The organism is Psychrobacter sp. Ps6, assembly GCF_022129235.1.
Lineage (GTDB): Bacteria > Pseudomonadota > Gammaproteobacteria > Pseudomonadales > Moraxellaceae > Psychrobacter.
On the sequence record NZ_JADQAI010000001.1, the window covers coordinates 196,937 to 216,432 of the forward strand.

General features: G+C 44.5%; 17 protein-coding genes and 1 riboswitch. Of the genes, 14 read left to right on the forward strand and 3 right to left on the reverse strand.

Annotation, left to right across the window (positions count from 1 at the left end; all coding sequences use genetic code 11):
• Positions 1–80: 80 nt before the first annotated feature.
• The 3 genes from I3255_RS00840 to I3255_RS00850 all read left to right on the forward strand — a co-directional run bounded on the left by I3255_RS00840 (position 81) and on the right by I3255_RS00850 (position 3,044).
• On the forward strand, positions 81–929 hold the full coding sequence (locus I3255_RS00840; protein ID WP_238035993.1) for an EamA/RhaT family transporter: 849 nt from the start codon (positions 81–83) through the stop codon (positions 927–929).
• Positions 930–1,107: 178 nt separating this feature from the next.
• Entirely contained in the window at positions 1,108–1,998 is an 891-nt protein-coding gene (locus tag I3255_RS00845; protein ID WP_238035995.1) for a fructose bisphosphate aldolase, read from the forward strand.
• A 161-nt stretch (positions 1,999–2,159) separates the two neighbouring features.
• Positions 2,160–3,044, forward strand: a complete 885-nt coding sequence (locus I3255_RS00850) for a hypothetical protein (protein ID WP_238035997.1) — start codon at positions 2,160–2,162, stop codon at positions 3,042–3,044.
• Between the two features lie 102 nt (positions 3,045–3,146).
• Here the strand turns inward: I3255_RS00850 and thiC are convergent, their stop codons facing one another.
• Positions 3,147–5,258 carry a phosphomethylpyrimidine synthase ThiC gene (gene thiC, locus I3255_RS00855; RefSeq protein ID WP_238035999.1) on the reverse strand — a complete coding sequence of 704 codons (2,112 nt, stop codon included), beginning with the start codon at positions 5,256–5,258 and terminating at the stop codon, positions 3,147–3,149.
• Positions 5,259–5,504: 246 nt separating this feature from the next.
• A riboswitch (TPP riboswitch) is annotated at positions 5,505–5,660 on the reverse strand.
• A gap of 292 nt (positions 5,661–5,952) precedes the next feature.
• Here thiC and pstS point away from each other — a divergent pair.
• The 5 genes from pstS to phoU all read left to right on the forward strand — a co-directional run bounded on the left by pstS (position 5,953) and on the right by phoU (position 11,185).
• Positions 5,953–7,125 carry a phosphate ABC transporter substrate-binding protein PstS gene (gene pstS / locus I3255_RS00860; protein WP_201601696.1) on the forward strand — a complete coding sequence of 391 codons (1,173 nt, stop codon included), beginning with the start codon at positions 5,953–5,955 and terminating at the stop codon, positions 7,123–7,125.
• A 220-nt stretch (positions 7,126–7,345) separates the two neighbouring features.
• A complete protein-coding gene (gene pstC, locus I3255_RS00865) occupies positions 7,346–8,299 on the forward strand; it encodes a phosphate ABC transporter permease subunit PstC (protein WP_201601698.1) in 954 nt (317 codons plus the stop codon).
• A gap of 91 nt (positions 8,300–8,390) precedes the next feature.
• Positions 8,391–9,266 (forward strand): phosphate ABC transporter permease PstA, encoded by an 876-nt coding sequence (pstA, locus tag I3255_RS00870; RefSeq protein ID WP_238036504.1) that lies wholly within the window; start codon positions 8,391–8,393, stop codon positions 9,264–9,266.
• Between the two features lie 239 nt (positions 9,267–9,505).
• Positions 9,506–10,264, forward strand: coding sequence for a phosphate ABC transporter ATP-binding protein PstB (gene pstB, locus I3255_RS00875; protein ID WP_228153131.1), 759 nt, complete (start codon positions 9,506–9,508; stop codon positions 10,262–10,264).
• Positions 10,265–10,402: 138 nt separating this feature from the next.
• Entirely contained in the window at positions 10,403–11,185 is a 783-nt protein-coding gene (gene phoU, locus I3255_RS00880; RefSeq protein WP_238036001.1) for a phosphate signaling complex protein PhoU, read from the forward strand.
• A 90-nt stretch (positions 11,186–11,275) separates the two neighbouring features.
• On the opposite strand, the gene I3255_RS00885 is transcribed toward phoU, so the two are convergent.
• Together I3255_RS00885 and argH are read right to left on the reverse strand one after the other, a co-directional pair.
• The gene (locus I3255_RS00885) at positions 11,276–11,566 is read right to left on the reverse strand and encodes an oxidative damage protection protein (RefSeq protein WP_238036003.1); all 291 of its coding nucleotides are present in this window, start codon (positions 11,564–11,566) and stop codon (positions 11,276–11,278) included.
• Positions 11,567–11,858: 292 nt separating this feature from the next.
• Entirely contained in the window at positions 11,859–13,232 is a 1,374-nt protein-coding gene (argH, locus tag I3255_RS00890; RefSeq protein WP_238036506.1) for an argininosuccinate lyase, read from the reverse strand.
• Between the two features lie 239 nt (positions 13,233–13,471).
• On the opposite strand from argH, the gene I3255_RS00895 reads away from it, so the two are divergent.
• From I3255_RS00895 to I3255_RS00920, 6 genes are all read left to right on the forward strand, one after another.
• On the forward strand, positions 13,472–14,497 hold the full coding sequence (locus I3255_RS00895) for a sensor histidine kinase (protein WP_238036006.1): 1,026 nt from the start codon (positions 13,472–13,474) through the stop codon (positions 14,495–14,497).
• A 245-nt stretch (positions 14,498–14,742) separates the two neighbouring features.
• Complete coding sequence (locus I3255_RS00900) at positions 14,743–15,480, forward strand: LytTR family DNA-binding domain-containing protein (RefSeq protein ID WP_238036009.1); 738 nt, start codon at positions 14,743–14,745, stop codon at positions 15,478–15,480.
• A 204-nt stretch (positions 15,481–15,684) separates the two neighbouring features.
• On the forward strand, positions 15,685–16,728 hold the full coding sequence (gene hemC, locus I3255_RS00905; protein WP_238036011.1) for a hydroxymethylbilane synthase: 1,044 nt from the start codon (positions 15,685–15,687) through the stop codon (positions 16,726–16,728).
• A gap of 155 nt (positions 16,729–16,883) precedes the next feature.
• Entirely contained in the window at positions 16,884–17,795 is a 912-nt protein-coding gene (locus I3255_RS00910; protein ID WP_238036013.1) for a uroporphyrinogen-III synthase, read from the forward strand.
• Between the two features lie 58 nt (positions 17,796–17,853).
• Positions 17,854–18,891: a hypothetical protein gene (locus tag I3255_RS00915; protein WP_238036015.1), complete on the forward strand. Its 1,038-nt coding sequence runs from the start codon at positions 17,854–17,856 to the stop codon at positions 18,889–18,891.
• Positions 18,892–18,944: 53 nt separating this feature from the next.
• The gene (locus I3255_RS00920) at positions 18,945–19,433 is read left to right on the forward strand and encodes an acyl-CoA thioesterase (protein WP_238036018.1); all 489 of its coding nucleotides are present in this window, start codon (positions 18,945–18,947) and stop codon (positions 19,431–19,433) included.
• Positions 19,434–19,496: the final 63 nt, after the last annotated feature.

Here is a 19,496-nt window from a genome sequence, read left to right on the forward strand (position 1 = left end):
AAAAAGCGACTTGCTTAGCACTATGCTGCCAATATGTGAGTAATAAACACCTGATATCGCAATCCAAAAGGTAGAAGCTAATGATGTATTTAACCATTGCGGTGTTGTGTAGCGTCGCCGTCTCAGTACTTTTGAAAATACTACGCCAAAAGAAAATGGATATTCGTCAGACCATCGTTGCGGGTTATCCGGTCGCTTTTTTGCTGACTTGGTTTTTATTGAAGCCTGATGTCGGCGCCATACATGCGCTTGATAATGCTTGGGGTATTATCATTGCGCTTGGGATACTGTTGCCTGCGATATTTATCATTCTGGGCCGTGCCATTGAATCAGTCGGCATGGTAGCAACGGATGCGTCTCAGCGCTTATCATTGATTATCCCTATCGTCGCCGCTTTTCTATTATTTGGTGAAGTGTTGACGGGTACTCGTATACTGGGGTTGGCATTAGGGTTTTTGGCATTAGGCGCATTGGTCTATCGACCAGAGCATCAAACCATGACCACACAAGCAAAGCAGACACCATTATGGTTGTTTGGTGTGTGGGCAGGCTACGGTATCATTGATATTTTGTTCAAACAGGTTGCCAAACAAGGTGCCGCTTTTCCGTTGACACTGTTTGTGAGCTTTGGTGTGGCAGGCACACTGCTTTTTATCTATCTACTTATCAGCCAGGTGCGCTGGCAAAAGGACGCACTCATAGCAGGTTTGCTACTGGGCGCGCTCAACATGGGTAATATTTATGCTTATGTCAGGGCTCATCAAATGCTGCACGATTCACCCAGTATTGTATTCACGGGAATGAACGTGGGTGTCATTGCAGTGGCGACATTGATCGGTGTGGGTGTGTTTAAAGAACGACTCAATCGCATCAATATATTGGGGTTGTTACTCGCAGTATGCTGTGTAGGCGTCTTATTTTTAGCGTGAGATATGTTGTCCAAAGAAGAATTCAGTAGAGTTTTTAGCAATGTTGTCACGTTTTCCATATAGGCATACTTACCATCCTATGATAAGGTCATCTACAAATAGCAGACCTTATCATAGGTCATAAAAAGCTTGGTTTATAATGTTTAATTTCACTCAATAAAAATAGGATGTACTTTTAATGGAATACGATAATCAGTTACAGCGCATAAAAGACGGTTCAGGATTTATCGCCGCGCTCGACCAAAGTGGCGGCAGCACGCCAAAAGCGCTAGAGAACTATGGCGTCAGTGGCAATGAGTATGATAATGATGAAGCCATGTTTGATTTGGTGCATGAGATGCGTGCCCGTATCATGACCTGCGACTGTTTTGACAATGAGCGCGTGCTTGGTGCGATCTTATTTGAAGATACTATGGAGCGCGACGTCAATGGTAAACCTGCCGCCAATTATTTGTGGGAAGACAAGCAAATCGTCCCATTTTTAAAAGTAGATAAAGGTTTGGCAGAGCAGATGAGCGGCGTACAAGTCATGAAGCCGATGCCTAATTTAGACCTGTTGCTAGATAAAGCAAAAAACTATCCGGTATTTGGTACCAAGATGCGCTCAGTCATTTATGAACCAAACGTCGATGGTATCGAGCTGGTTGTACAGCAGCAGTTTGATGTGGCAAAGCAAATCATCTCAAAAGGCTTGATGCCAATCGTCGAGCCAGAGGTCAATATTGACAGTGCCCAAAAGCATGAATGCGAAGTACTGTTAAAAGCCGATATTCTGCGTAACCTTGAGCGTTTGGGTGACGATCAGCAAGTGATGCTCAAGCTGACATTGCCTGAAGAAGCAGGATTTTATCAGGAACTGGTTGACCATCCAAAAGTGCTCAAAGTAGTGGCGCTATCAGGTGGTTACAGCCGTACTGATGCGTGCGCGAAGCTCAAGCAAAACCCTGGTATGATTGCTAGCTTCTCGCGTGCCTTTACCGAAGGGTTAAGTAAACAGCAAAGCGATGAAGAGTTTGCTGATACTATTAATACGTCGATTGAAGAGATTTATCAGGCGTCGAAGGTTTGAGGATATTTGACTAGCCTATCTATTTTTAAGATTCTACTCCATGAACCTAGCAAACAAATGTGTCTGCTAGGTTTTTTATTTTTGTTGCTATAATATTACAATTAGAATATATTCTCGAATTAAGTTTGTTTTAAATATTTTTAATATTGGGATATATACTCATGAATATACGTTACTCAAGTTTGCTCTTAGCTTCTATATTGGCATTGTCTGGTTGCGGTAGTGATAGCGATAGCAACGCAAGCGTCAACGAACCGACCACACCTGAACAACCCAATCCAGAACAGCCATTACCTGAAGAGACAGAGAATCAAGTATTTGGTTTTGCGTTTGATGGCACGACAGATTTAAGTAATTTATATGGCACAGATGCTGTGGTACAGCGGTTAGTGGTAGACACTAGTGGTGAATATTGGTTGATCAACAATAATACAATTGATGCCAATGGCGAACAGCTTGATCCATTACCTAGCAAATCAGTCATCGGTCTCACTCATGGTAAGTTTGGTGAAGAAATGGCAGATGGTTACTATCCATCACTCTCCACAGATTTTATAACTGACTTCACGGCTTTTAACAGTATGCGGAGTGTATTTAACTTAGGTGCAAAAACGGTTAATGATGATACTCTGAAACTGATGTACCAATATAGTAGTGGAAACTCTACAACTATCAATAGCAATGCGTCATTGATAAAAAATGATATACCAATGAAAGAGTCCATTGAGCAGCAAATTGGACAGTATACAGGCACATTAATTGGTGCATCTGATGGACGTTTTGGACTTGGTTTAGGTACGCTAACAATCAATGCTAATGGCACATTTAGTATCATTGATACGAGACAGTGTATGATTCAAGGCACTCTAGATAATAGTACGGACTCTAAGTTTACTGTTGTTAATGTGACTATCGATGCTAGTTCAGAAAGATGCCCACTAGAAAATGGTGAAGCAGAAGGCATACGATTGATCGATAAGGAAGGCGGCACTATTGTATTTACTACACCAAATGACAATAATGGCTATATTTTTAATTATGCATAATTGCCGATGATTTTTTCATAAATACAGAAACATGCTTCTATAAATATAAAAAAGCCCAAACCTAACTATCAGGTTCGGGCTTTTTTATTAAAGCTAAAAAGCTTATACCTCTTTATATAACTGACGTCCTTCCTTATTATATTTTTCCATCATCTCAGCCATGCCTCGACGGACTTCCTCAGCACTGGCTTCGCCTACTTGTCCGACCAGTTCTGTAACGACTTTTTTGATCAAGTGATCGGTATCGCTTAAGTCACCTGATTGCGGAGTCACTTTTTGATTGGCTGATCCTTTGTCCAAACCTGCTGCATACTCACGCACGTTTTGAGTGATTTTCATTGAGCAAAACTTCGGACCACACATGGAGCAGAAATGCGCCGACTTGTGTGCGTCTTTTGGCAACGTTTCATCGTGATATTCGCGTGCGGTATCAGGGTCGAGCGCCAGATTGAACTGATCATCCCAGCGGAATTCAAAGCGCGCTTTGGATAGCGCATTATCACGCGCCTGTGCACCAGGATGGCCTTTGGCAAGATCAGCAGCGTGAGCGGCAATTTTATAAGTGATGATGCCGTCTTTCACATCTTTTTTGTTTGGTAGACCCAAGTGTTCTTTTGGCGTGACATAGCACAGCATCGCAGTACCAAACCAGCCAATCATCGCTGCCCCAATGGCACTGGTAATATGATCATAACCCGGTGCGATGTCAGTCGTTAATGGCCCTAAAGTATAAAACGGCGCGTCAGCACACAGCTCAAGCTGCAAGTCCATATTTTCTTTGATGCGGTTCATCGCCACGTGTCCAGGGCCTTCGACCATAACCTGTACGTCATGCTCCCATGCGACTTTGGTCAATTCACCAAGCGTACGTAGCTCACCAAACTGCGCTTCATCATTGGCATCTTGCAAGCAGCCAGGACGTAGGCCGTCACCTAGACTGAACGCCACATCGTACTGCTTCATAATCTCACAAATGTCTTCAAAATGCGTGTACAAAAAACTCTCTTTGTGATGCGCCAGACACCACTGCGCCATGATAGAGCCGCCGCGTGAGACGATACCTGTTAAGCGGTTTGCGGTGAGCGGTACATAGCGAAGCAGGACGCCTGCGTGAATGGTGAAGTAATCCACACCTTGCTCTGCTTGCTCAATCAACGTATCACGGAATATCTCCCAGGTTAGATCTTCTGCGACGCCATCGACTTTTTCTAATGCTTGATAAATCGGTACGGTACCAATTGGCACAGGCGAGTTACGGATTAGCCATTCACGAGTTTCATGAATGTGATTGCCCGTCGATAAATCCATGATGGTATCCGCGCCCCAACGTGTTGCCCATGTCATTTTGGACACCTCTTCATCGATAGAAGAACCCAGCGCTGAGTTACCGATATTGGCATTGATTTTTACCAAAAAGTTGCGCCCGATAATCATCGGCTCAGACTCAGGGTGGTTGATATTATTGGGGATAATGGCGCGACCAGCCGCCACTTCATCACGAACAAACTCAGGGGTGATAATTTTGGGCGTATTGGCACCGAAGCTCTCACCCTCATGTTGACGCATATCGGTCAGTTCATGCTGTTTTTGCGTCTCACGTATGGCGATATATTCCATCTCAGGGGTGATGATGCCGCGACGCGCGTAGTACATCTGCGTGACGTTTTTCCCGGTTTTGGCACGGCGCGGTTTGTCAATATGAGCAAACCTGAGATTTGCAGTACTGATATCGCGAGCACGTGCTTGACCGTACGAGCTAGACAGACCGCTTAGTTGCTCGGTATCACCGCGCTCAGCGATCCAGTTTTCACGCAGTTTTGGTAGACCGCGGGTCAGATCAATCTCGACATTGGGATCGGTATAGACGCCTGAAGTATCGTAGACATAAAACGGCGGATTATGCTCACCGTCTTTATCTCCAGTGCCACCAACAGGCGTATCAGCCAAGCTGATTTCACGCATCGGTACTTGGATGTCAGGTCGTGAGCCTTCGATATAGACTTTGCGCGAGGCGGGTAGGATACGGTGTAAGTCGCGCGCATCTTCTTCGAAGCGCGCATCACTGGCAGCGCGGTGGGCAGGCGTTTTTAATGCGTCTGCTTTTTTATCGGCTTTGGTGTCTGATACAGGAAGAATGTTATCGGCTGGGTTGTGCGTTTGGGCTTGTGATGCCGCTGAGGCACTGTCGAAAGAGCTGCTGTTTGAAATAGTCATATGCTGTCCTAGCGTGTTGGTTTTTGAATAAAAGCAACACCGCCAGTAGCTGCGGGGACAAGCAGTCGTCATTCAGACAAATTTATATTATCAACACCTAACAGCTAGCAAAAAATTGCCGCGGCTAATGGTCATCAAATAGTGGACGCAGCTTTCTATCTTCTCTTGTTATCTACTTATGCGACATGCATAGTTAGACAATAGCGATGATAAAAAGGTATTTCTACGCGCCCTTTGTCATCAATAACAAAGTGCTTAAGACTTCCCTGCGTCGGTACTAACCGCATCAGGTTCGGCGGGTGATCTCTCAGCGAATGTAGATAGGCGGCTACTTTTATCAATGTTTAACTATAAACGTTTAATAAAGTAGGCCAATGCTACACCGCACCCCGAGTCTGTCAGTGTTGTAAATCCCTTTCATACTAACAAAATTCTGCGTTAACGGCTAATGATATTTGAATGAAAACATCAGACTTTGAGTTTGCTGTTCGGTCTGGTGATGAGTACAGACTCTTAGTAATAATTATCAAAATTACTTGATATTACTGAGACTTAGAGTGCTTATCTGAATATTATGTAAAGCGGATGAAAGATTATAGAGGTTGTCATTAAACTGTCATAAAGATTTGGCAAGATAGCACGCATATCACAAACAATGCTTTTTTATATCGTTGTTAAACTTCAGGAGTCCTACATGCGTTATTCGTTATTAGCAGTGGCCGTCAGTTGTACATTAATGCTTACGGCGTGCAACAAGTCAACAGAGACGACAGAACCAGCTGCTGATACTAGCAGTAGTGCCGCTACCACGGCTGAAACAACCACTCAGACTCAGGCAACGCCTTCTGCTGACACCGGTTTTAAATCTGCTGAAAATATCGCAATGAATATCACGGGTGCAGGTGCGTCATTCCCGCAGCCTATCTATGCCAAATGGTCTTATGACTATAACGCTGCCACAGGCGGCCAAGTCAACTATCAGTCGATTGGCTCATCTGGCGGTATCAAACAAATCCAATCAAAAACCGTCGATTTTGGTGCTTCTGATGCGCCATTGACGCCAGAAGAGCTTGAAGAGTCTGGTCTTATTCAGTTCCCAACCGTTATCGGCGGCGTTGTGCCAATCGTTAACATCGATGGCGTTGAGCCAGGTCAGTTGAAATTAGATGGCGAAACCTTAGCAAATATCTATTTGGGTAAAATCAATAACTGGAATGATCCTGCGATCAAAGCCATGAACCCAGATTTGACCTTGCCAGATGCCGCTATCACTACAGTATTCCGCTCAGACGGTTCAGGTACGACGTTTAACTTCACAGATTATCTAGCCAAAGTATCACCAGATTGGAAAGATACCGTTGGTGTTGATAAAACCGTTAAGTGGCCAACCTCTGCGACTGGTGCAGGTGGTAAAGGTAACGAAGGCGTTTCAAGCTACGTCAACCGTATGAAAAACTCTATCGGCTATGTTGAGTATGCGTACGCCAAGCAAAACAATATGTCACACACGGCATTGAAAAACGCAGCGGGTAACGTTGTTCAGCCATCTGCTGAGACCTTTGCAGCCGCTGGTGATATCGACTGGTCACAACAAGAAGGCTTTTATAAAGTCATCACCAACTCTGAGACGGATCAAGCATGGCCTATCGCTGCTGCTACTTTCATCTTAGTTCATAAGCAACCAGAGAATCCTCAGCAAGTGGCTGGTGTGTTGAACTTCTTTGACTGGGCTTATACCCAAGGTGATGATGATGCTATGGCATTAGATTATGTCCCATTCTCTGATACAGCAGTGGCCTTATTCAAAGAGAAATGGAACGAAGTAAAAGGTAGTGATGGTCAGCCAGTTTATAAGGCTGCTCAGTAATCTCCCGATGCTAGCCATTGTTTACTAATCTCTTTAATTCTCTCTTAAGCCACTATTCTCCGGTAGTGGTTTGAGAGGTTTTATCACAGCAAATTTGACCAAAAGACTAATCGCGATATTTCACGATAACCATTAGTAATGATACAAGTTGCGTTTGCTGTCATAAAACGAAATAAACATTCTGGTTTTTTGAATTCACCCATTCAATGCTGAGACACTTATGACAGACTTAAGGTCCCAACTGGCTAAACAAAAACGTTACGACGCTTTATTTGTCAACTCTACCAAAGCGTTTGCCATACTCGTCCTCCTATCTTTAGGGGGCATTTTGGTGTCTCTTATTGTTGGGGCATGGCCGAGCATTCAAGAGTTTGGTCTGGGGTTTTATACCAGTAATAATTGGGATACGGTCGCCAATGAGTATGGTGCACTAGCGCCTATTTATGGCACCTTAGTAACGTCATTTATCGCCATCGCTATCGCTGTACCAGTCAGTTTTGGTATCGCGATATTTTTGACCGAAATGTGCCCAAAGTTCCTCAAAAAACCACTTGGTATTGCCATTGAGCTATTGGCGGGTATTCCTTCTATCATTTATGGTATGTGGGGTCTGTTCGTATTTGCGCCTTTCTTTGGTGAGCACATTCAGCCATGGTTTATTGAGCATGTTGGCCCGCTACCTATCATCGGTAAGCTGTTTACAGGCGCGCCCATGGGATTAGGGATGTTCACCGCATCGTTGGTACTTGCCATCATGATTATTCCTTTTATCGCGGCCACCATGCGTGATGTCTTCTCTGTCGTGCCAGATCTACTCAAAGAATCTGCCTACGGTATGGGTGCGACGACATGGGAAGTGATGTTCAAGATTATTCTGCCTTATACCAAAGCGGGTGTCGTTGGTGGCGTAATCTTGGGTCTTGGTCGTGCATTGGGTGAGACCATGGCAGTGACCTTCTTAATCGGTAATGCGTTCAATATCAGCCCAAGCCTATTTACCTCTGGTGTGACCATCACCTCGGCATTGGCCAACGAGTTTGCCGAAGCGTCGAGCGAGCTGCATTTGGCATCTTTACTACATCTAGGCTTAATCTTGTTTGTCATCACCTTCATTGTGCTGTCTTTGGCCAAATTAATGCTCATGCGCATGGATCACAAAGCAGGTAATCGATAAGTCTGAGAAGGACTTATGAGACCTTGATAGATATTGATAAAAGATATGGGAAATAAATAGTATGCCTGCAAACAATGTGATGAATGCGCCAATGTCTACGAAGCCAAGCAGTGCTGGGCGTTATAACAAAAGCTTGTACAACAAGCGTCGCTGGACCAACAAGCTGGGTTTGGGCTTTGCCATGTCAGCGATGGTGTTTGGTCTATTCTGGTTGTCATGGATTTTGGTGACACTATTTGTTGAAGGTTTTCAAGGCATGATGGAGTTGCCAATCTTTACCGCTGATACACCGCCGCCTATGAGCCCGGGTGGTTTACGCAATGCGATCGTCGGTTCGGTAATGCTGGCATTCTCAGGATTATTTATTGGTGCGCCTATTGGCCTGATGACTGGTATTTATTTATCTGAGTTTTCTAAAGGCAGCATGCTTGGCAAAGTGACCCGTTTTTTGAACGATATCTTGTTATCAGCACCATCAATTGTCATTGGTCTGTTTATATATGCTTTAATGGTAAAAGGCGAAAGTTTCTCTGGTTGGGCAGGCGCATTGGCATTGGCATTGATTGTTATCCCAGTCGTCGTACGTACCACTGAAAACATGCTGAATCTGGTGCCTAATAGTTTGCGTGAAGCTGCTTATGCACTTGGTACACCCAAGTGGAAAATGGTCACGCAAGTGACGGTCAAAGCTGCCAAAGCGGGATTGACGACAGGGGTGTTATTGGCATTTGCTCGAATCACTGGTGAGACAGCACCGTTGCTATTTACGGCGCTCAACAATCAGTACTTCAGTACCGACATGGGTCAGCCGATTGCTAACTTACCCAATACCATTTATCAGTTTGCGATGAGTCCTTATGATAACTGGCATACATTGGCATGGGCGGCAGCGCTTCTGATTACAGCATCTGTCTTGGTATTGAATATTCTGGCAAGATTTATTGGCAATCGAGGTCAGGTCAAATAAAGACCGATATCGCTGCATAGATACCAAGCATTTACTTATACTTATATGAAATACACTAAGCTAGGTTGGATAATATTATGAATGATGTCGCAAGCAAGGTCCGCACAGAAACGACTGCTGATCGCTTTAATAATGCAACAGACAGTCTGTTAAATAGAACCATGTCCAAAAGCTCGCAATCACAGCAACCAAATACTGCTGAGTTCAATAAGCAAAGCATTCATGATATTCCCCAAAATATGCCTAAGGCAAAAATGGAAGTTCGCGATCTCAATTTTTATTATGATGATTTTCAGGCGTTAAAAAACATCAATATTGATATCGCAGAAAAGAAAGTGACCGCCTTTATCGGTCCGTCAGGTTGTGGTAAATCGACGCTGCTACGTACCTTTAACCGCATGTATGATCTGTATCCAGGAATGCGTGCAGAGGGCGCTATCAACCTTGATGGGCGCAATATTTTGGGCAAAGACATCGATGTCAACTTGCTACGCGCGCAGGTCGGTATGGTATTTCAAAAGCCAACCCCGTTTCCCATGTCGATCTATGACAATGTTGCCTTTGGTGTCAAACTCTATGAAAAGCTTAGCAAAGACGAGCTGGATCATCGCGTGGAGTGGGCACTAAAAAAATCGGCGCTATGGCCAGAAGTGAAAGACAAACTAAAAGCATCCGGCCTGTCACTATCAGGTGGTCAGCAGCAGCGTCTGTGTATCGCTCGTAGTGTCGCGACCAAGCCTGAAGTGTTGTTGCTCGATGAGCCAACCTCTGCGCTTGACCCTATCTCGACGGGCGCTATCGAAGATCTGATAGAAGATCTCAAAAACGACTATACCATCGCCATCGTTACCCATAACATGCAGCAGGCAGCTCGTGTGTCAGACTATACCGTCTATATGTATCTAGGCGATATGATCGAGATGGGGGAGACCGATCAGATATTCACCAAACCTACCCAAACTGCGACAGAAGACTATATCACTGGTCGCTATGGCTAAGACTGATTAATTAGTACTAAAGAGCTAATACTGAGTTTGGGTCAGACATAGTGTTTTTGATAGGGTACTGTCAGCCGAGTTGTTTCACTCAACCAGCATACCGCGCTACTAAAATATAGATTTCAGGGAATACCTCTTATGCAAAGTGATAAGCATATCTCCAAAAGTTTTGACCAAGATCTTGATGAAGCCATCCGCTTGTTTTTATATATGGGTGATAGTGCTGCCAACCAAGTGGCCAAAGCGATCCATGCACTTATTGATAGAGACGAGACACTGGCGCAAGAGGTCATCGAGATGGACTTTGATATCAACCGAATGGAGGTTGAGCTCGATGAACATATTTTATTGCTGGTTGCTAAGCGTCAACCTGCCGCAGGAGATTTGCGTTTAGTCATGTCGATCAGTAAAGGCGTGGTAGATTTGGAGCGTATTGGTGATGAAGCGGTAAAAATCGCAAAAATGGCAAACAGAATCGCGGCACAAGGCAAATCGTCTTATGGCTATGCTGAGGTACAGCACTTGAGTAATCAGGTAAGACTGATGCTTAATAACGCATTAGAGGCCTTTAGTCAATCGAATGCTGAGCAAGCGTTTGAGGTCATGCGCAATGACAGTGTGGTCAATAACGAATATCAGTCTGCCATTCGCGCGTTGATGACTTATATTATGGAAGACTCAAGACAAGTCTCAAAGGTCATCAATATCATGTGGATTTTGCGCTCGCTTGAACGCATCGGTGATCATGCACAAAACGTGGCCGAGCTAGTCATCAACTATATCAGTGGTCAAGATGTACGTCATTCAGACTACGCCATGGTCGAAAAAGCGGTACAAAAAGCCAATGATCGTTTGGCTGCTCGTCAGGTTAGTACGATGTCAGTCGCTGATTTTGAATCACTAGAGAGTAATGACGACTGATAGCTCAGTCAGCACAGTCTACTTATGATAAAAAACGCGCTATAATTAGCGCGTTTTTTGTGGTTATTACCAATACATAGTAAGACAAGATTAGCTTTCTGGTGTCCAGCCTTGGGCACGCTCATAGTCTTCATTATCCAAAAACTTATCACGCTGCTCGGTCAAGAATTTTTTGGCTTCAGGATCCATCATGCTCAAATGGTTCTCATTGATGAGCATGGTTTGATGCTCTAGCCACTCTTTCCATGCCTTTTCAGATACGGTTTCTTGCAGCTCTTGGCCTTTCTTGTTAGGGAAAGGCGGATGCGGCATTTTTGGCAGTTCTTGCTTATATTTGCGGCAAAACACGGTATTGGCTTGGGGGTTAAAAGTCTCAGTCATCAGGTGTTCCTTATTTATTCTATTAAGCGGTGAATTTGAGTAATGATATGAGCCTATGATAACGGTCTTGGTCAATTTAGCAAAGGGTATCTCGTGTCTCTTATTAAACAGACATCAATCTACAAGGCGTCATCCGTACATTCTACTTTTATCGTTGCTGGTTTCATATGATGCCGAATGAACCTGCGCGAAAAAGCGCGAATAGCGAATGGTTAATAAAATAAAAACACCCGCATCAATAGCGGGTGTCAGATATAGCGCGGTCAGTTAACTTATGCTTAAAACGATATGATCAAGCAAAGGCTTTTAAACGAGCGCGGCCATTGATTACGGCTTGCTTAACTTGATTTGGCGCAGTACCGCCCAGATGGTCACGAGCTGCTAGTGAGCCTTCTAGCGTGAGATAGTCAAAGACATCCTCACCGATGGCATCACTGAATTGCTGCAATTGTGCCAAGGATAAGTCACTTAGATCCACGCCTTCTTTAATGCCGAGTGCAACCGCATTACCCACGACTTCATGCGCATCACGGAACGCAACGCCTTGACGGACCAGATAATCTGCCAAGTCAGTGGCAGTGGCATAGCCTTTCATCGTTGCAGCACGCATACTTTCTTTGTTTGGGACAATGTTAGGGAGCATATCAGCAAAGGCAAGTAGAGAGCCTGTTAGCGTGTCAACACAGTCAAACAAAGGCTCTTTATCTTCTTGGTTGTCTTTGTTGTAGGCGAGTGGCTGGCTTTTCATCAGGCTGAGTAATGTCATCAGCTGACCAAAGACACGTGCCGCTTTACCGCGTACCAGCTCAGGCACGTCAGGGTTTTTCTTTTGTGGCATGATTGATGAGCCAGTACAGAAGCGATCTGGTATCTGCACAAAGTTGAACTGCGCTGACATCCACAGAATAATCTCTTCACTCATACGTGACATGTGCATCATCAGAATAGAAGCGGCTGAGGTGAACTCAATCGCAAAGTCACGATCTGAAACCGCATCTAGCGAGTTCTGACAGATACCTTCAAAACCCAATAGCTCAGCGGTGATGGTACGATCAATCGGGAATGTCGTGCCAGCGAGTGCGGCGCTACCAAGTGGCATCTGGTTGATACGGCGACGGGCGTCAACCAAGCGCTCGGTATCGCGATACAACATCTCAAACCACGCCATTACATGGTGACCAAAGCTGACAGGCTGGGCGGTTTGTAAATGCGTAAAACCAGGCATAATAGTATCGGTATGTTGATCAGCCAGATCAAGCAAGCCACTTTGTAAGCGCACGAGCAGTTCGATAATATTATCGGTTTCTTCACGCAACCACAAACGAATGTCAGTCGCGACCTGATCGTTACGGCTACGCCCTGTATGTAGTTTTTTGCCAACTGCGCCTATAATATCAGTGAGGCGTGATTCGACATTCATGTGCACGTCTTCGAGGGCGATTGACCAGTTAAACTCACCTGCTTCGATCTCGCGTAATACTTGATGAAGACCGTCGATAATGGTGGCTACTTCATCAGCAGTCAAGATATCGCATTCTTTGAGCATCGTTGCATGGGCAATCGACCCTTGAATATCGTGACGAGCAAAACGTTGGTCGAAGCCAACAGAGGCGGTAAAGGCAGCCACGAAGCTGTCAGTCGCTTCACTGAAGCGTCCGCCCCACATCTGCTGGCCCTGAGTGCTGGCAGGGCTATTTTGTGCATCTTTGTTTGTTACTGAGACATTCGTGCTAGAATCAGCAACAGATGAACTTTTACTTGATTCGGGATTACTAAGGTTTGAAGAATTGGCGTTCATATCGGTACAAGACAAGTCAAGAGAATAAGAACTCGAGTATAGCAAATGATGAGGTTGCCTTACTAGCTAAGCGCTTAGAGTTTTTTATTCCAAAACTCATGGAGATCATGAGGCCTTGGCAGTGGCTGACATATATTGCTTTTTGGTCACTGTTTCTCACGGTGATTGAGCGTCATGGTCTGTCAAGCTGGTCTGATTTTATTATCAAGTTTTTTTCTCGAGTGCTACAGAATGCACTGACTGTTATTCCATCGCTATATTTGGTCGATTATCTACGTCCTGTTTTTAAAAATGCCAGTATACCTAGTGTAAGTGTGCGTATCGTCATGCTGATGATGTTTGCCGCTACGGTTTCTATGACTTTAGTGGTTTTAATTTTGATCAATATGGGGTTGATGGAATATAATCGTCAAGCTTTTATGACCAATCTGTTTTTCAATACCGTACTGACGGGCGGTTTTACCATTGTGTTTTTATTGTACTTTTTGCGTAGCCACCGTGAGCTTAATGCGCTCAAGCTGTCGTTTGAATACAAGTTGACCGCACAAAATGACTTAATCAAAGCGCGAACCGCCCCTCATTTTTTCTTTAATACCATTAACACACTGGTCTCACTCATTGAGTCCAATCCATCAAAAGCCTCTGCTTTATTACAAAACGTTTCGGTCTTATATCGAGCCAGTTTTAGCGGTGAACGTGAGATTAGCTTTGAAGAAGAAGTGGCGCTGTGTGAGCACTATCTAGCGATCGAGTCTAGTCGTTTGGCAGACAAACTTGAGGTCCATTGGGATTTGCCTGATGAAAATGTTATGTATGACATGGTGATTACGGCGTTAACCTTACAAAGTGTGTTGGAGAAAATGCTACTCAATGTCGTTGAGATGACCACTGAAACCATTTATTTTAATATTAAAGTCACCTGGCAGCAGCACAGAGTGACTATTCAGATCGACGTGGAACTTCCCAAAAAGACCTTAATCATTAACCATGATTTGCGTCAGCATATGAATTTTTATATTCAAGCGGATCGATTACGCGCGTACTTTGGTCAAAGTGCTGATATTCAAAGCACGGTTACCGGTAACCACATCACTACCATTATTGACTATCCCTTACAAGACGTCAGTTTATAATCTTTCCTCTTTTACCATTTTTTATGATGTTCTCAGACACTATGTTCCTATTATAAGATGTTGTGGCATATTTATTGCATTATCTTTTACATCTACATGGTTATTGCAATTTTTATCTGGCAATTATTGACAATGAGTGGTTACTATAAAAAAATATGATGCAGAAAGTCTCATCATATTGAACTGACCAGTACATTCGTCATACCGTCGAAACATATTCAGTAGAGTTTGGGGTGGGAGTTTACATGCGTATTGTAGTTTGTGATGATGAGCCGTTAGCGCGTGAGCGTTTGGTCAGAATCGTACAGGAGTCGGGTCATGAGGTGGTTGCTCAAGCGACCACAGGGGCAGAAGCTATTATCGCCGTAAAAACTCAGCAGCCTGACATTATATTATTAGACATTCGTATGCCTGAGATGGATGGGGTGCGCTGTGCCCAAGAGTTGGACAAACTTGATCATCCACCAGCCATTATATTTGTCACCGCTTACGATCATTATGCGATAGCGGCACTAAAAGCCAATGCAATCGGTTATCTGTTGAAGCCGGCAAACAAAGACGAGCTATTAGAAGCACTGAACAAAGCAAAAAACCTAAACGCGGCGCAATTAAATGAAATTCGCAAGCTTGCAAACCCAACGGCGCGTCCGATACGCGAGCATATTGCTGCTCGTACTCACCGCGGTGTAGAGCTGATTAAACTTAAAGATATTTACTATTTTGCGGCAGATCAAAAATACGTCAAAGTACGTCACAAAGATGGCATTGTATTAATTGATGAAACTCTAAAAGAGCTAGAGCGAGAGTTTGACGATCGTTTGTTCCGTGTGCATCGCAACGCCATTATCAATCTGAATTTTTTAGATTTTTTAGAAACCCTAGACGCTGGACAATATCAGATACGTTTTAAAGGAATCGATGAGACGTTAGCCGTGAGTCGTCGTCATCTGCCAGCCTTACGTGACAAAATTCAAAGCATGTAATAGGATGTTTTCGGAGCGACATAATCATCCCATATCATCAAACCCTTATTTATGCTTAAATAGGGGTATTTTTTTGCGCCAGCTTTTACTATCTCTGATGTGAGTCGATCATTTTTTGTGGCAAGTTTTCCCAATCGCTTAGCACCAACTTAGCACTGACATTGTAGCATTGAGATTATAGTATCGAATTTATTGAGGCCCTTTATGAGCAATCCGCAGCAACCTGCTTTGACTACCTTAACCATCGCCACGCGTCAGAGTCCTTTGGCTCTATGGCAAGCGGAGCATATTCGTGATCGCTTATTGGCGCTCTATCCTGAGCTAACCATTGATTTACTAAAAATTGTCACTAAGGGTGACAAGATTTTGGACACACCTTTGGCCAAAATTGGCGGTAAGGGTTTATTTGTCAAAGAGCTTGAGCAAGCATTGTATGACAAGCAAGCAGACATTGCGGTACATTCGCTAAAAGACGTACCGATGCAGCTGCCCGAAGGTTTGACGTTAGGTGTCTACTGTAAGCGTGCTTCACCAACTGATGCTTTTGTCTCAAATACTTATAATAGTATTGATGAGTTGCCGCAAGGTGCAGTCGTTGGAACCTCAAGTTTGCGTCGACAATGTCAGATCAAAGCCTACCGCCCAGATCTGCAGATCAAAACCTTGCGCGGCAATGTTGGGACGCGTTTGAGCAAATTAGATGCTGGTGAGTACGATGCCATTATCTTGGCAACCAGTGGCTTGCAGCGTATCGAATTAGATGAGCGGATACGCGGACAGCTAGATATTGATGCCTGTTTGCCTGCCGTTGGTCAAGGTGCGTTAGCTATTGAATGCCGTGAAGGTGATGACGAGGTGTTAAAACTATTAGCGCCACTGAACGATGATAAAGCGCGTATTCGCCTTATCGCTGAGCGTGCGTTGAACCGTCACTTGGAGGGTGGCTGCCAAGTCCCGATTGCAGCCTACGCAGTGTTGCAGATGGCGGATGAAACCAGTGCGAATAACGATGACAATGGTGAAAACGGCAATAACGGCAATAACGATGACGGTAATGTATTGTGGTTACGTGGCCGAGTGGGTCAAGCGGATGGTAGTAAGCTGTTAAAAGCAGAAAAGCGAATGACATTGGTTGGTACGCAAGACGAGCAAGAGTCGCAGGCAAATCAGCTCGGTATTGATGTTGCCAATATATTACTTGCTGATGGTGCAGGGGCTATCTTGTCAGCGATTTATCATGCTGAGTAGCGTATTCGCTTTGTCATACTGAGTCATTGATCCACATATCCACTGTTTGATCGATGATTCAATCAATTCTACAAGCCTTTTGTCGTGGTACATCTATGTCATCAACGTCAACTAAAGCTAGGTCTACTCATACAAATCAATCCACTGATGGGTCAGTGCCAAAAATTGTCATCAATACACGACCGATAGCACGCGCTGCGCCATTGACGAATCATTTGCAAGCAGTAGGGTTCACGGTGGTTGAGATACCGATGTTGACGTTGCAACCGCGTCCAACGACTGACAATGACCTAGCACTGATGCGTGCGTGGCTAGCAGGTGAATATAAGGCTCTGGTCATCATAAGCCCAACGGCGGCCACTTCGGGGTTGAATGTTTGGCAGTCACTTGTGCATAGTGAGCATGACGATAGTGGTGATGCGCAACCGGACAATAAAGCAGCCAATATAGCTTCTGAAGTTTTGGTAGCCCCAAGTCAAATCATTGCAGTCGGTCAAGCAACCGCTGCGGCATTGACTCAAGCCAATATAGACGCGGCAAACTATCAAGTGCGACAGCCTGAAGTTGCCAATAATGAAGGTATGCTAGCAATGCCTGAGATAAATCGTTTGCAAGCGGGTGATAAGCTGCTGATATGGCGCGGACTGGGTGGACGACGCTTACTGGTCGATACCTTACAAGCACGCGGTGTACATATCGATAGTATTGCGTGGTATGAGCGCTCGATGCCTACCGAGGCAATGACTCAGTATCAGCAGTGGCAACAAGATTTTCATTCATACCATAAAATAGCGGATACCGCGAAAAAACCTATCGTCGTCGTGAGTAGTGGCGCTGCTTTTGAGCATTGGACGAGCATCGTCCAAGGTGTAAGAGAAAAAATGTCAGAACCAAAACGTAGTAATGACACAGTGAACGATGCGAGAGATAGTTTGCCACTCACACTAGCGGACTTTTCTTATGTCGTATTGGGTGAACGCTTAGCCAATATGGTTGCAGCGCAGCGCCTGAGCTATTGGCGTGTAGAAGATTTGGCGCCAGATACCATTCTTTCAGCCATCACTTAGTTTCATAATTTCTATTTGATTTAAATATGTTTATACCTACCCATCACGGTACTGTCTTATGCCAATGAATTCTGAGTCTTTATCTAAGGATCCTTCTGCTATACAGCAGCGCCGGCAAGCAAATATCTTGCTGCTGCGGATGCAGTGGTTGGTCATTTTGCTGCTTATCGCGGCATTACTCTGGCTCTATATTAGTCAGCAGCGTTTTCAGCACAGTGTCAATGAGCGGTTGCAGAGCAATGAGCAGGTTGTCAGTCGCCTAAACGAGATGGACGATCGTTTATTTGCCATGAGCCAGCAGACATTGCCAGAGCCTAGAGTCAAAGCCAGTAGCCAAGCGCAAAACCAGCTAGATTTACTACGTATTCAAATAAAAGCCGCTGATAGATTGCTAGCAGACAACAATGATAGTGCCGCGATCGAGTTGCTGCGAGGTTTGCATTGGCAATTGGCGCAAAGCAGCAATGAGATTGCACCTGCATTGACCGTCGTAATCAAGCAAAGTTTGCTCAAAGACATCGAACGACTACAAGCGCAAAGCTCACAACCTAGCCCATGGCAAATACAAAATCTTGCGATTCAAAACATTCAAGAGTTTTTGCATAGTCATGAGCGTCTCGGCAGCTACGAGGGTGCTGATATTCAGCGCCGAGAGCTGGTTGATGCAGCGACTGAGGGTGGTCAGAAGCGAGCAGTCGCGAACCCACCTGCTCAAACGTCAGCGCGTAACGACATGACATTGACGCGTAGACAATTGACGATTCACGAAGTCATCATGACATTGAATCTGGCAAGTCAAGCGAGCAATATGCGCGAGCAGGATCAACTCATCAATTATTTGACCCAAGCGCGCAAACAGCTAAAAGCCTTACTACCTAAATCATCGACTAGCAATGGCAAAAACTCCGCGCAAGTTGGCGCCATTGGAATAGCACCAGTAGACAAAAAATCAATTGGCGCAGAAAATAATTTAGAAACCATGAACTCGCCTAGTGACATACCAGAAGTCATTGCTTGGCTTGACCAACTGATTGCCAACGCTCCTAAGCCAACACCGTTATTAACCACACAGATTTTGGATAAGCCACAACCTTAATCGATACGGTTCGAAACAGCTATATATAGACAACATGAGACACAAGGTAAGTTATGACCAATATGAGTGAAAAATCAGATTTTATGTCTGAGGTAGCAATCGATCGACCTGAAGTGCTGGCGCATTATCCGGTGATTCATTATCAGCCGATTCATTGGGGCGAGATGGATGCCTTTAATCATTTAAATAACGTGGTATATTATCGTTATTCTGAGTCAGCGCGCATTGGTTATTTGCACGCGTTAGATATGTTCGATGGCAGTATGGTCACCGTCTTGGCACAGTCGAGCTGCCAGTATTTGCATCCAGTGACCTATCCTGATACTTTGTTATTGGGCGTTCGCTGCCAGCGTCTGGGCAATACCAGTATTGCGATGGAATATAGCTACTATAGTACAGCACAAAACAAAATCGTTGCGACTGCTGATGCCGTTGTAGTACGTCTCGATAGTGATGGGAAAGGTAAGTTACCATGGACGACAGAAGAACGCGCGCGCTTACTAGCATTAGAGGCAAAATTTGGTCATACCCCTGAATTTTAGATAAAGCTTTACCTAATCAATAGTTAAAAATAAAAAGGCACGCTAATGTTATATTAGCATGCC

Bases quoted from the DNA above. Each gene is read 5' to 3' on its own strand.
- phoU (WP_238036001.1), top strand. From the start codon at position 10,403: ATGCAAAGTGATAAGCATATCTCCAAAAGTTTTGACCAAGATCTTGAT.
- I3255_RS00840 (WP_238035993.1), top strand. From the start codon at position 81: ATGATGTATTTAACCATTGCGGTGTTGTGTAGCGTCGCCGTCTCAGTA.
- I3255_RS00915 (WP_238036015.1), top strand. From the start codon at position 17,854: ATGCCAATGAATTCTGAGTCTTTATCTAAGGATCCTTCTGCTATACAG.
- I3255_RS00850 (WP_238035997.1), top strand. From the start codon at position 2,160: ATGAATATACGTTACTCAAGTTTGCTCTTAGCTTCTATATTGGCATTG.
- I3255_RS00895 (WP_238036006.1), top strand. From the start codon at position 13,472: ATGAGGCCTTGGCAGTGGCTGACATATATTGCTTTTTGGTCACTGTTT.
- I3255_RS00920 (WP_238036018.1), top strand. From the start codon at position 18,945: ATGACCAATATGAGTGAAAAATCAGATTTTATGTCTGAGGTAGCAATC.
- pstS (WP_201601696.1), top strand. From the start codon at position 5,953: ATGCGTTATTCGTTATTAGCAGTGGCCGTCAGTTGTACATTAATGCTT.
- I3255_RS00885 (WP_238036003.1), bottom strand. From the start codon at position 11,566: ATGACTGAGACTTTTAACCCCCAAGCCAATACCGTGTTTTGCCGCAAA.
- argH (WP_238036506.1), bottom strand. From the start codon at position 13,232: ATGTGGGGCGGACGCTTCAGTGAAGCGACTGACAGCTTCGTGGCTGCC.
- I3255_RS00900 (WP_238036009.1), top strand. From the start codon at position 14,743: ATGCGTATTGTAGTTTGTGATGATGAGCCGTTAGCGCGTGAGCGTTTG.
- thiC (WP_238035999.1), bottom strand. From the start codon at position 5,258: ATGACTATTTCAAACAGCAGCTCTTTCGACAGTGCCTCAGCGGCATCA.
- hemC (WP_238036011.1), top strand. From the start codon at position 15,685: ATGAGCAATCCGCAGCAACCTGCTTTGACTACCTTAACCATCGCCACG.
- pstA (WP_238036504.1), top strand. From the start codon at position 8,391: ATGTCTACGAAGCCAAGCAGTGCTGGGCGTTATAACAAAAGCTTGTAC.
- I3255_RS00845 (WP_238035995.1), top strand. From the start codon at position 1,108: ATGGAATACGATAATCAGTTACAGCGCATAAAAGACGGTTCAGGATTT.
- pstC (WP_201601698.1), top strand. From the start codon at position 7,346: ATGACAGACTTAAGGTCCCAACTGGCTAAACAAAAACGTTACGACGCT.
- pstB (WP_228153131.1), top strand. From the start codon at position 9,506: ATGCCTAAGGCAAAAATGGAAGTTCGCGATCTCAATTTTTATTATGAT.